The organism is Rhodococcus sp. MPR-R1B (assembly GCF_058793255.1).
This window is the reverse complement of sequence record NZ_JBXAFO010000002.1, coordinates 173823-186959: the sequence shown is the minus strand read 5'-3', so window position 1 is coordinate 186959 and position 13137 is coordinate 173823. Positions and strand designations below refer to the sequence as shown.

Annotated in this window: 8 protein-coding genes; 3 read left to right on the top strand and 5 right to left on the bottom strand. The window is 61.3% G+C overall.

The window, feature by feature from the left end; genetic code table 11:
• Window positions 1–6: 6 nt before the first annotated feature.
• The gene (locus AC1Q61_RS03585; RefSeq protein WP_042921773.1) at window positions 7–3462 is read right to left on the bottom strand and encodes an indolepyruvate ferredoxin oxidoreductase family protein; all 3456 of its coding nucleotides are present in this window, start codon (window positions 3460–3462) and stop codon (window positions 7–9) included.
• 321 nt (window positions 3463–3783) lie between these two features.
• On the opposite strand from AC1Q61_RS03585, the gene AC1Q61_RS03580 reads away from it, so the two are divergent.
• Window positions 3784–4539: a MerR family transcriptional regulator gene (locus tag AC1Q61_RS03580; protein ID WP_118603256.1), complete on the top strand. Its 756-nt coding sequence runs from the start codon at window positions 3784–3786 to the stop codon at window positions 4537–4539.
• Between the two features lie 6 nt (window positions 4540–4545).
• Here the strand turns inward: AC1Q61_RS03580 and AC1Q61_RS03575 are convergent, their stop codons facing one another.
• On the bottom strand, window positions 4546–7065 hold the full coding sequence (locus tag AC1Q61_RS03575; RefSeq protein WP_118603253.1) for a helix-turn-helix transcriptional regulator: 2520 nt from the start codon (window positions 7063–7065) through the stop codon (window positions 4546–4548).
• A gap of 364 nt (window positions 7066–7429) precedes the next feature.
• Here AC1Q61_RS03575 and AC1Q61_RS03570 point away from each other — a divergent pair, with 364 nt between their 5' ends.
• Window positions 7430–8431, top strand: a complete 1002-nt coding sequence (locus AC1Q61_RS03570; RefSeq protein ID WP_228402298.1) for a helix-turn-helix domain-containing protein — start codon at window positions 7430–7432, stop codon at window positions 8429–8431.
• 50 nt (window positions 8432–8481) lie between these two features.
• Complete coding sequence (locus tag AC1Q61_RS03565; RefSeq protein WP_118603250.1) at window positions 8482–8916, top strand: hypothetical protein; 435 nt, start codon at window positions 8482–8484, stop codon at window positions 8914–8916.
• 582 nt (window positions 8917–9498) lie between these two features.
• Here the strand turns inward: AC1Q61_RS03565 and AC1Q61_RS03560 are convergent.
• From AC1Q61_RS03560 to sthA, 3 genes are all read right to left on the bottom strand, one after another.
• Window positions 9499–10362, bottom strand: coding sequence for a class I SAM-dependent methyltransferase (locus AC1Q61_RS03560; RefSeq protein ID WP_007733954.1), 864 nt, complete (start codon window positions 10360–10362; stop codon window positions 9499–9501).
• 93 nt (window positions 10363–10455) lie between these two features.
• On the bottom strand, window positions 10456–11358 hold the full coding sequence (locus AC1Q61_RS03555; RefSeq protein ID WP_054188915.1) for a hypothetical protein: 903 nt from the start codon (window positions 11356–11358) through the stop codon (window positions 10456–10458).
• Between the two features lie 151 nt (window positions 11359–11509).
• Window positions 11510–12922 (bottom strand): Si-specific NAD(P)(+) transhydrogenase, encoded by a 1413-nt coding sequence (sthA, locus tag AC1Q61_RS03550; RefSeq protein WP_054827928.1) that lies wholly within the window; start codon window positions 12920–12922, stop codon window positions 11510–11512.
• Between the last annotated feature and the right edge of the window lie 215 nt (window positions 12923–13137).

Genomic DNA, 13137 nt, shown 5'->3' with positions numbered 1-13137 from the left:
GCGCTCCTACTCACCGACACCGAGTTCGCGCAGGCGAGTCTTGTACAGCTCGATGTTGCCGAGCTTGATGTCTTCGTAACCGCGAACCACGTCCGGCAGTGCCGCGATCTCGACGGCGCGATCGTATCCGTCGGTTGCGAGAGTACGAGAGAGGTCAGCGATCATGGCCTCGTACTCGGCGAGCAGTTCACGCTCGACCTTGCGGACGTGCATGTAGCCGAAGGGGTCGAGCTTGGTACCGCGAAGCTTCTTACCCTTGGCCAGAACCTTCAGTGCAACATGCGACTTGGGTCCGAGACCGATCTTCTTCTTGCGGCCCATCACTCGAAGGATCGGCGGGTGGAGCTTGTAGGTCAGGTTCTCCCCGGCCGGCACCTGAGACTTGACGTCCTCGATGAATGCGGGGTCGACCAGCATACGAGCAACTTCGTACTCGTCCTTGTACGCGGTGAACTTGAAGAGGCCGCGGGCAACAGCCTCGCTGAAATCGGTCCGCTCGGTTGCGGCACGTTCGGCGGTCCAGACTGCCTGAACCTGATCGATGTAGCGCTGGGCGATCTTGACGGACTGGAACTCGATGAGCTGCGCCGCACGCAGTTCCACCAGTCGCAGGGTTTCACCGGTGAAGGTGGTTCCGGCGAACATGTGAGCCGGTGCGACAACGGGTTCGCGGACGGACTTGGCCGGCGTGGTGACGGCCGAGAACGCTGCGGTGTCGGCAATTGCTGCACGACCCCAACGGAATGCCGCGATGTTCGCGTCCACGGCAACGCCGTTGATGCCGATCGCTTCTTCGATGGCCTCTGCCGGCAGACGAAGTCCGCCGCTCTGGTAGGCCGCACCGATCAGCAGGAAGTTGGCTGCTGCGGTGTTACCGAACAACTCCTGCGCCGCGGCGAGTGCGTCGAACGAACGCAGGGTGCGCGACACCTTGTCGAGACGGGCGAGGAGTGACGTCTCCTCGGGGTAGCGAACAGCCTTGTCGTAGACCATGTCTCCGGTCGGCGTCTGCGACGTCGAGGCGATGGAGACCGTCTTCTCGGCGTTGCCGTAGTCGAGGTTCTTGTTGTCCGTCGCGGTCAGCAGGTCGAAGGCGACGATGCAATCCGCGCTGCCCGGAGTGAGGCGGTTGGACGGCTCGAGCGCGCTGGAGCTGAAACGCAGGTGCGAGACAACCGGTCCGGCCTTCTGGCTCAGTCCGATCTGGTCAAGGCTCTCCACCTCGAGGCCGGCGCGCAGTGCAGCCGTTGCGAGCACCTGGTTGACGGTCACGATGCCGGTGCCGCCGATGCCCGCGAGGAAAACGTTCTGCGTGCTGGTGAGCGGTCCGAAATCGGGGTCTGCGACGACGGGCGGGACGGGACGTGCGGCCTTGGGAGCCTTCTTGCCCGGTACCAATTCGACGGTCACGAACGACGGGCAATCGCCGTCCATGCAGGTGTAATCGGTGTTGCAGGACGTCTGGTCGATCTTCGTCTTGCGGCCGTACTCGGTGTCCACGGGCTGGACCGAGAGGCAGTTCGACTTCACACCGCAGTCACCGCAGCCTTCGCACACTGCCTCGTTGATGACGACGCGAGTGTTGCGAGTGGGCAGCGTGCCACGCTTGCGCTGGCGACGAGCGTCGGCCGCACAGTGCTGGTCGTAGATCAACACTGTGACGCCCTTGATCTCGCGAAGCTCCTTCTGGGCCTCGTCGAGGCGATCGCGGTGCCAGAGCTTGGTGCCCTTGGCCAGAGCGCGCTTGTTGTGACGCGAAGGCTCGTCGGCGCAGATGATGATCTGCTTGACGCCCTCGGTGGTCAGCTTGTGGCTGAGCTGAGCAACGGAGAGGGCACCTTCCGCGTCCTGTGCACCGGTCATCGCCACTACTTCGTTGTAGAGCAACTTGTAGGTGATGTTCACGCCTGCGGCGATGCATGCCTGGACAGCCAACTGACCGGAGTGGAAGAAGGTGCCGTCGCCGATGTTCTGGAACAGGTGAGGCACGTCGGTGAACGGTGCCTGCCCGATCCACTGGCTGCCCTCGCCGCCCATTTGCGTCAGGCCGGTGACAGCGCTGTCCTCACGGCCGGACATGGTGACGAGTGTGTGGCAACCGATTCCGCCGCCGCCGATGGAACCCTCGGGGATAGCGGTGGAACGGTTGTGGGGGCACCCGCTGCAGAAGTACGCGGTTCGCTTGGCGGAAAGCACGTTGAGCGACAGCGGGGCCGGGAGGGTGCGCTTGAGCTCGACGTGCGGCTTCAGTACGCGGCGCAACGGGGCGAGCAGCCGGCCTGCGGTCAGTTCACCACTGGCAGGCATGAGCAGACGGCCCTGGCCGTCACGCTTGCCGATGATGCGAGGGGCATCGTCGGTGCCGTACAGGACTTCCCGGATCTGAGCTTCGATGAACGCGGTCTTGTCCTCGACCACGACGATCTGCTCGAGGCCTTCGGCGAACTCCTTTATCTTCTCGCCCACGACGGGGTAGCACATTCCGATGCGAAGGAGACGGATCCCGGCGCGGTGCAGTGCGGCATCATCGACGCCGAGGTCTGCCAAAGCTTGACGGACGGAGTCGAAAGTTGTACCGGTGGCGGCGATACCGATCTTCGCACCGGAGGGGTTGACCTCGATCACATCGAGGTTGTTGGCAGTTCCGTACGCGTGCACAAGATCCCATCGCGGGCCGTACAGATCGGCCTCGGCGATGACACTGTCCGGCGGCGCAGCCATCTGACGCTGCTTGTAGACGAAGGGCTTGCCCTCGAACTGCACTTCCGGAACCACGATGTCGAAGTCCGCGATGCTGCCGTCGATCGTCCAGGCACCGTCTGCGACGTCGGCGACGATCTTCAGCGCTACGACGCAACCGGAGACACGCGAGAGTGCAACGGCGTGCATACCCATCGTGATGATCTCTTCGGCATTGCGTGGGAAGAGAACCGGCACGCCCATCGCGGCAAGCGAGCGCTCGCTGACGGCCGGAACCGTGGAGGACTTCGACGCGGGGTCGTCGCCCACCAGGAGGACGACGCCGCCCTTGGGGTTCACGCCGTACATGTTGGCGTGGCGAATGGTGTCGGTAGCGCGGTCGACGCCGGGGCCCTTGCCGTACCAGACGCCGGTCACGCCGTCGTGGGTCGCGGTTCCGGCAGGGAGATCCGTCTGGCTTCCCCATACCGCCGTGGCGGCGAGCTCCTCGTTGAAGCCAGGGATGAAGGTGATGTCGTGCTCGGCGAGAACCTTGGGCATGCCGTGAAGCATCTTGTCGACGCCACCGAGGGGGCTGCCCTGGTAACCGGAGACGAAGGTGGCAATACGCTTACCTGCCCGAATGTCGCGAACGTGCTGCTCGACGAAGCCGCGTGCAATTGCCTGAACACCGGTCAGCAACACCGGTCCCGATCCCGACCGGTACCGATCATCGAGGTCATAGGGCTTGGCCTGGGCTACGCCCGACACCAGTTCAGTCATCGTGGACCACCGTTCCGTCTGCAGTGCATTTCAACTACCGTGCATTTTCAACAACCGCGTAACTCGATCTGTTCAGATGATCGTGGTCGAGGTATGTGAAAGCGTCAACAGAGGCTTGTTCAACTATTCAAATTGACAATTTGTGAGCCAAATCACGTGACCTAGGTCATCGAATCAATCAGTTGGAGACCCGTTCGTGGCGATACGGCGAAACGGACATAAAACGTTCCCGACAATGCACACCGAGAACTTTCTTGACATTGACGCAACGTCAACTTGCATGCTGAATGAGCACAACCGATCCGAGAGTAGGAACTCCACGTGAGCGAATGGTCCATCCAAGAACTCGCCAAATCCGCAGGTACCACCAGCAGAACGCTGCGTCACTACGGCGATTTGGGACTCCTGGAACCGAGTCGCATCGGCGCCAACGGCTACCGCTTCTACGACGAAGACGCCCTGGTGCGACTGCAACGCATCCTTCTACTTCGGGAACTCGGACTCGGATTGCCGGCCATCGCCGAAGTCCTCACCGGCGAACGCGATACGGCCGCCGCACTGCGTACGCACCTCGAACTCCTCGAGCAAGAGCGCACGCGGATCTCGAGACAGATCGAATCGGTCAACAGGACCTTGAACAAGACGAAGAATGGTGAATCACTCATGCCGGAAGATGTTTTCGACGGGTTCGACCACACCCGATACAAGGACGAGGTCATCGAGCGTTGGGGCAAGGACGCCTACACCAGCGGCGACAACTGGTGGCGGTCGATGTCGGAGCAGGACCGTAAAGCTCATCTGCAAGCTCAAGCCGACATCGCAGCGGCATTCGGAAGAGCACTGACAGCGGGGCTGTCCGCGGAAAGTGACGACGTCCAGACGATTACCCGAAGACAGTTCGAGTGGATAAAGATCGGTTGGCAGGGAAGGACTCCCAGCGCCGACGCCTTCACCGGACTCGGCCAGATGTACGTCGACGATCCCCGCTTCACTGCAAACTACGACAAGTACGGAGAAGGCACCGCTTCGCTGGTCCGTGACGCGATGAAGGTCTACGCCGAGCGCAATCTGCACTGACGCCGATCAGTCCTGCCCACTGCCGAGGAGGTTGTGTCGGTGCGCTGCCGCGACAGCCTCTTCCCGGGAATGCGCACCGAGTTTGCGATACAAGGCTCGGAGGTGACTCTTCAGCGTGTTGTTGGATACGAACAACCGCCGCGCGATCTCACCGATCGGAATGCCGAGACCCAGTTCCACGAGAACGTCCATCTCCCGTTTCGTCAATTGGACCCGAACGATGGCCGCCGGATATATCTGCGCCGCTTCGGATTCGAGAAAGGTCGCGACGGCACTGCTCGAGCCCTCGGCCCGATCTTCGAGTTGCCTGATCAGATCACGCGGTATCGTCGCCAGGGCCGACAGGACACCGGAGGTTTCGAGCAGTCCGCGAGCTTCCTCCCATGTACTCGCGGCAGCGGGGATCCTGCCCAGTTCACACAGAGCAGCGCATTCGATCAGCAGGGATTCGAGCCGAAACCTCGTGAGATACTGCCCGCTCCAGTCGATTTCGCGGCACAATTCCAATGCCTGGGACGGCGACCCGGTCAGGAGATGCGCCCGCGCCACGGAGACCGTGACAACTGCAAACGTATGTGGCGCAGCGACTGATTCTTCCAGCGCCTTGGTACCCTCCCCGGACGCCAACAGAAGATCGATACGTGCCGCGGTGAGAAGCGCGTCACCGAGCGATCGTTCACACGGATTCACGTGCCCGTGCGTTGCCACTGCGCGCTGGAGGGAAATCAGCCCCGAGAACGGGTCCGATTGCAGCAGTGCAAATCTGGTGTAAGTGTAGGCCGCGAACGCCCACAGGTCGCCCGGCGGTGTGACCTCGGCGAGTGCGTCCATCGCGGCAGCTCCGGCGTGCAGGTCCACGCTGTCGCACGCCACCAGTGCCCGCGCGATCGCTCCCCCCATGTGCGAGGGCGGTCCCAACCATCCCGAAACGTCCGGGTGTGTGCTTTCCAGGTGCAGCCAGTCTGTCGCGTGCGCGACGTCCCCGATCAGCGCGGAGTTGAGCGCGGCATTGCCTGCGGCGTGACGCAGGACGAACTCCGGACCATGTTGCACCGCACCTTGATAGGCGAGTCGCAATTCCACCGCGGCATCACCGAGGTCACCGGTCAATTGATGCGAGACCCCCCAGATCAGCCGCAGGGCGGGCAGTTGAGACCCCAACGCGCCCAACGACTCGTCGCCGAGTCCGTACACGACGTGCGCCAATTTGCGCGTGATCTCGGTAGAGCGTTGGTACTTACCGGATGTTCTCAGCACCACCGATTGGACAGTTCCGACGTTCAACAAGCTGTGCGCATGCGGACTACCACCTATCGCACGCAATTCCGCCGGTTCCGTCGGTAATGAATCGCCGTTGATCAACTGCGGCCGCAGACGTGATTCGAGCAGGTCACGACCCACCAGAATCGAAGGGTTCGAACTGAGTACGTCACCGGGTATGGATTGCAACGCAGTCCGGACCAATCCGGTGTGATCGACCAGAAGATCAGCCCAGTGGCGCTCGAGTATGTCGAGCACCCTGGTCCACTTGCGTCCGTCCAAGGCGTAGTGAACGGCACCGGCTATATCCGAAGTCCCGAGAGCGTGATCGACGAGTACCTGGAAGGGATCTTCGAATCCATCCCCTTGTTCGGCCCGTATCTGTATGAATGCCAGTCGAACTGACGGCGCGAAGTACCAGGACGGTTCTCCCTCGAAACCATTCCGGAAGATCAGACCGAAAGACTCGAGCAAGTCCAGTTTGCCCTCCACGTCAAGATCGTCGGACAAGACACGAGCGATCTCTGGTGTCACCGTGCGGGCAGCGGCGATCGTAGTCGCGAAGTCGAACAACTCGAGCGACTTGCCCGACCGAGGAGCGGTCCGACTGACGTACGCGTGGATCGCCTGGTCCACTCGCTGCTGAACGCGTTCGCGTCCACGGCTCGGTTCACTCAGCCCCGCAACCGCACTCAGAGCAACCTTCATCAGCACGGGAACGCCGGCGACGCGTTCACAGATCGAATGGACGATGCCCGAGGGAAGGTGAATCCCTGCCTCCGCGAACAGAACGGTGGACTCGTCGAGCGTGTATCTGAGGTCGTTCGCGCACAGGTACTCGTCCACGCGGACGTCTTCGAGCAAGTCCGTCGCAGACCGATCCTGCAGCGTGACGATTACTTTCAATCCGGGAAGCCGCACGATCAGATCCACGATTCGGCGTCCCACCTCGTCACCCTCAACCAGGTCGATGCGGTTGAACACCAACACGAATGGTGCGGGTGACGAGTCGAGGAGTGATTCGATCGCGCCCACTGGATCCTCGCGCATTCGTGGCGGGGCCTCGAGTGATTCCAGCGAATCCTGAATTACTGCGAGCGCGGTGTTCCAGTACTCGAGGGGGGTCATCCGATGCGATGGCGCCGGCACCCAGACTACCGGTCTGCTCGGCACCTGCCCGAGAGTCGTGAGCCACAACGCGGCGAGTTCCGTCTTGCCGAACCCAAGTGGCGAATCGATGACAGTCAATCCCGCCGAGCGTTCCATCAATCCGAGGAGGCGGGGACGAATCGCCGTGGCTCCACGCCCGGCAAGCCGCCTTTGCAGCGTGCCCCTTCCTCGAGGATTTCGCTTTGCTCGAGATAGCTGCGATCGATTCGAAGTGGACGTCATGATGGCCGACAAACGAGCAGTCGATCCCCGCCGAACTCGAGATTTCGTTCGAGCATCGAACTCCCAACCTGTCCACCCATAACGAACAACATAGACAGCTTCGCCGCGACACGCGAGCACTGGCCGGCTCACAAATACGCCCGATTTGTCTCATTATGTGGGCTCGGTCACTATTGACGTCTATTTGCGGGAGAGTGACTGCGACCTGCGGGATCTGACATATCATGCCCGCGTGTCGATGAATTCCGCCCGCATCCGCGTGTCGACCCGATCGGTCGATCCTGCGGACGCCGACGACTTCTGGCGCAGTGTCACACGTCCGTTCTTCGTCACCGACCGAATTGACCCTGACACATCTCTCGAAGGCTCGATCACAGCGCTTTCCATCGGAACCTCGTTGATCGGTCAAACTACCTTCAACGCACAGAAGTACACCCGAAACAATCGGCTGATCGCCGAGAGCGGACTCGACGATGAATACATGGTCCAGGTCGTCCTCGACGGGCAGTTGAGCGGCAACGCCGACGGAGTCGATTTCGTCGCACGTCCAGGCGATGTCACATTCTTCGACCTCGGGCGTACCTGGACCGCCGACGCGGAGGCGGAATCGACAGGGCGCACCATCACGCTCCTCGCACCGCGTTCCCTCGTCGAGGCCGAGTCGAAGGGTCGTTCTCTACACGGGACGGTACTGCGCGGAGTTCCTGCCGTCGTGCTCGCTCAGTGCATGCAATCGGTCGTACTCGCGCTACCGCATCTCGATCCCGATGCTGCGGCCGGCTACGAGGACGTCGTCGCTTCCCTCCTTCGTGTCAGTTTGGGTATCGCCGAACCTGATCTGTCGCCGCGGCCCGATCACTCTCTCCGCGATCGTGCGTACGCCTACATCGCCGAGCATCTCTCGGAGACCTGGCTCGGCCCGACGAGCATGTGCGCAGCATTGTCCGTCTCCCGGGCACAGCTCTATCGCGCATTCGCATCCGACGGCGGAATAGCTCTTGTCATTCGGCGGAAGCGTCTCGAACTCGTCTACCGCGAATTGACCAGAACCGAGATGCCGAACGAAACGATCGAAGCGTTGGCCCTGCGATGCGGCTTCACCTCGAAATCCCAGTTGGCGCGAGCGTTCAAGGACTTCTACGGGATGACCCCGAGCCAAGCCCGAACCGACGGCAGACGCACGATCGGGGACCCGTCGATCGCACGCCTGCACCGCCGACTCGAGTTCTTCAGCCCCTGAATCCGAGATACTCCACAGCCTCGCGAGCGTGCCTGTGTTCTAGTTGATCCATGAGCTGGGTCGACAAGGAACTGAGTCTGGCTGCGCTCACAGGTGCGGTCACAGGTGTCGCCGTGATGATCCCGATAGTCGGCGATGGAGCCTGGTCCTGGGTAGGACTGTTCATACCCGCCTTCATCGGAGCGCTGGCAGGGCTGATTGTCGGCGCGAGCGCTGTTGCAGGTGGGCGCTGCGCCCTGAGAACAAGCCACACATGGCCGGCGCGCACAGTCTGCTGCTGGAAGCATCGGTTCGCTGCGTGCTCTGCCTTGGCGGTGACATTGCTGGTAATCGGAGTGTCCATGGCGGCTGTCGTCGCTACTGGTGACCCGGTGCGAGATGCCGCAGGGTTCCCGATGTCCTTGATCGTACTGGCGGTCATCGCCGCAGTTACGTACGTGTTCTCCTACCTGCTCGCCCCCGCCCAGGTCTCCCAGACGCCGTAAGAACCTCTATTTCATCGCAATTCATCACTCGAACCGCGGAAGCGACGACTGAACTATCCGCACCCGGCAACGAGCTCAGATCACTTCAGCTGGAAATGAACCGGAGAACAAACTGCTCGATGCCTTCCGATATGACCTTGGTCAGCGCGGTGAAGTCGTTCGACCAGCGTTGAATATCCAAGCTGCTCATCACTTTCCTCCGTTCTTCGTCCCGCTGCCCGTGACGCACAACGTAAGCGGGACATTGGGGCGCATTGGAACTATCTGCGAGAACGCGGTTTCCGTTACCAATTGACCGATCGAACAGCGACGCAGGTTCATTCGAACCTGATACTGCAACTTCGCCGAACGGTTGCAACAACGCCGAGCAGAGTTCGAGCGAAAAGCACTATCCACCAGAAGTATTAGCTCGAAAGAACTACGATTAACTCGATTCCTGGACGCACCACACCAGACGCGCCGACTTGCGATAAGGGCGAGCTGACAGGCAACAACCGGGACAAAGCCATCCGACGATCATGCACGAAATACGGCCACGCCGCTCGAGGAATAATTCGAAGTCTTCCAAGGGATCGGCTCTGCTCACTCACTTCGCTGATTTCGCCTGGCGACGATGGCGAAGTTCAACGGTATCCGCGGAGAGTGGCTCGGCAGAGTCCATCCGTTGGCGCATGGAACGAGTTCGGGGAAGGCCGGCCAGTCCATATAGGGAAGTTCCGAAACTGATTCGATATGAAGACCCGCATCCAGCAAGGAACCAATGACCTCGCCTAGGTCGTGGCGCCATTCGTGGTTGGCAGTGTGCGCTATCTGCCCATCGGAGGTCCCGGTGTAAGTCGCCGAGTCTTCGTACGATCGCATGCCGCCTCCGGAGAGGTAGTCGTCGGTGATCATCCACGGCTCGAACGCCATTGCGCCGAGGATCGGATGATCGTCCCGGATCTGAAACACCCCACCAGGCTCGAGGAGGTCGTGGATCGACTGAGCCCAAGCGGTGAGTTCCGGCAACCAGACGATTGTTCCGGCACTGGTGACGATCGCGTCGAAACGTCGGTCGATCAGCGTCGAGGCGAATCGCGCATCACCTTCCACCCAGGTGATCTCGCGGTTGTCTGCCTTTGCGATACGAGCAGCGTGGTGCAGAGAGTTGGGTGACAGATCAAGCCCGTGTACGTCGATCGCACCAAGACGCGCCCAGGAGATCGTGTCGATCCCGATGTGGCACTGCAAATGCAGGAGCGAGTGACCTTGCACTCCTGACTGTGGCAGATGCGGGGCCAGAATCGACAAGTCGTTCTGCACAACTGTGGAAATGGTCGCTCTGTTGGCGAGAAACCCGCCGACGTCATACATTTCGGAGCGCACATGCACATCGGCGCGATCGTCCCAATTTGCCTTATTTCCGGCGATGGCTTCGGCCTCGTGCTTCGCTGCTGCCCCTTGCATGACTACCCCTCCGAGATCGGCCTGAACTGCCTTTCTAACACGTCTGTAGTCGTGTTCGCCGTCGTGTCTTCGAGGACACTTTCGTCTACCGGATCAGAAGGTAACTTCTTCGACCGGTTTCTCCTCGTGGCTCGCCGCGCCGAAGACGGCCACGGCGACGGCACCCGCGATTGCCCCGACGAAGCCGACGACGGCAAGCCATTCCAGGCCCGGTCTCGACGCGTCGCCGAGCACCACGACGCCAACGATTCCCGGAACCACCGTCTCGCCGACAACCAGAGCCGCTGTCGCTCCGTTGACGGATCCCAGTTGCAGCGCCACCGTGTGCAGATAGAAACCGCCCAGGCCCGAAACGAGGATCGCCCAGCCGGCCGGATCGCGGAGCATCGTACCGATTTCGAACGGATCGATTCCGTAGACCACGCGTACGGCAATGGCCAGACAGCCGAACAGCACACCCGAGATCAACCCGGCGACAACTGCTGCGCGTGAGCCCAACCATCGGATCAAACCGATGCCGATCAGCAAGATCAACGCCGAGCCCACGAGGACACCCCAATGGACGACGTCGTTGGAACTCCCACCGCCCGCGTGACCTGACGACAATCCGAGCAGCAGGAGCGATCCGATCACCGCAGCGATCGCGAACCAGTCGCGACGATGCAACTGGATGCCGAGGACCACGGTCCCCAGCACTGCCGTGATGACGAGATTGGCACTGACCACTGTCTGCGACAAGAACAGTGGAATGAGCCGCGCGGAGATGGCACTTCCGGCGAATCCGACCGCATCGAGCACGGTGCCCAGGATGAACGACGCCGTCAGCGCGGCCGCGAACGTCGAACGCAAGGTCGGGCCACCCGACGCCGTCACGTGTCCGGCCTCGCCACGCTGCTCGGCGGCAGCTGCCGACTTGCGCGCGCCGTAGGCTTGCAGCACGGATGCAACGCCGTACCCGACGCATGCCACGATCGCGGCAATCAGTCCGATCAGCATCGAAATTCCACACGAAGTTCCTGGGCAATGGTCATGGAGATAGACCCTGCCCTATTTCCCCAGGCCTGACATCACCCTCAGGTATTCGAACAAGTGCTACCCGAGAAGTACACCGACCGACCCTGACCGGTACCTGGGGACACCCCGACCCCTAGTGGAATTGCTTGAGAGCCCTGATCTTGTTCATGACGTCGAGCGCCGCCACCTTGTACGCCTCGGACAGTGTCGGATAGTTGAAGACGGCGTCGACAAGGTATTCGACGGTCCCGCCGCACCCCATCACCGCTTGGCCGATATGCACGAGATCCGTTGCACCCGAGCCGAAGATATGGACACCGAGCAGTTTCAGGTCATCCGTCGACACCAAGATCTTGAGCATCCCGTAGGTGTCGCCTGCGATCTGCCCGCGCGCGAGTTCGCGGTATCGGGAAACGCCAACCTCGTACGGCACCGATTCCTTGGTCAAATCGACCTCGGTGGCGCCCACGTACGACACCTCGGGAATCGAGTAGATGCCGATCGGCTGCAGATCCATCAGCTTCGCGCCCGGTTCGTCGAAGGCATGATAGGCCGCGAGTCGACCTTGATCCATCGACGTCGCCGCCAACGCCGGGAATCCGATGACGTCACCGACGGCGTAGATGTGTTCGACCTTGGTGCGGAAATTGTCGTCGACGTAGATACGGCCACGTTCGTCGGCTTCGAGCCCGGCGTTCTCCAGCGCGAGTGGCGCCGTGAGGCCTTGCCGTCCAGCCGAGTACATCACGGTCTCGGCTGGAATCTGCTTGCCGCTGCGCAGCGTCGTAAGCGTTCCGTTCGCTCCGACGTCGACGGCCGTCACTTCTTCACCGAATCGGAAAGTGACCGCCAGATCGCGTAGATGGAATCGAAGCGATTCGATGACCTCGGGGTCGCAGAAGTCCAGCATCGACGTCCTCTTCTCGACGACGGTGACCTTGGTGCCGAGTGCCGCGAACATCGATGCGTACTCGATACCGATCACTCCCGCGCCCACGACGACCATGGTGGTCGGGATGGAGGTCAGATCGAGGATCCCGTCGGAGTCGAGCACCCGGTGACTGTCGAAGGACACCCCCGCCGGGCGAGCAGGCAACGTTCCGGTCGCGATCACGACGAACCTCGCCGTGATCGTCATCTTGTCTCCGCGCGAGGAGTCCTCGACGAGGATGGTGTGCTCGTCGACGAACGAGCCGACCCCTACCAACAATTCGACGCGGTTGCGCAGAAGCTGAGATCGAACGACTTCGATTTCTTTGGTGATGACATGCTGGGTTCGCGCCAGCAGGTCGGCCGGAGTGATGTTCTCCTTGACGCGGTAACTCGCGCCGTACAGTTCGCGTTGGTTCATCCCGGTGAGGTAGAGAACCGCCTCACGCAACGTCTTCGACGGAATGGTGCCGGTGTTGACGCACACTCCCCCGAGCATGTTGCCCTTCTCGACCATCGCTACCCGTTTACCCAGCTTGGCCGCCGCGATGGCAGCCTTCTGCCCACCCGGGCCGGAGCCGATCACAACCAGGTCGTATTCCATCGGATCAGTCATCGCTTACAAATACCGTCTGCATACGACCGGCAGATGCCGAGCATGTCAATACTCGGTGAACAATCCGCGCGCCGAAACGACACGACGGCAGTACACGAACCCTGTTGCAATTAAAAGAGATACAGCCGAATCCATACGAAACTTGCTACACATAAACATATTCCGACGTTCGCATGCGCACATGCTTCGTCGCCGACGGAATTCACAACGGTCTG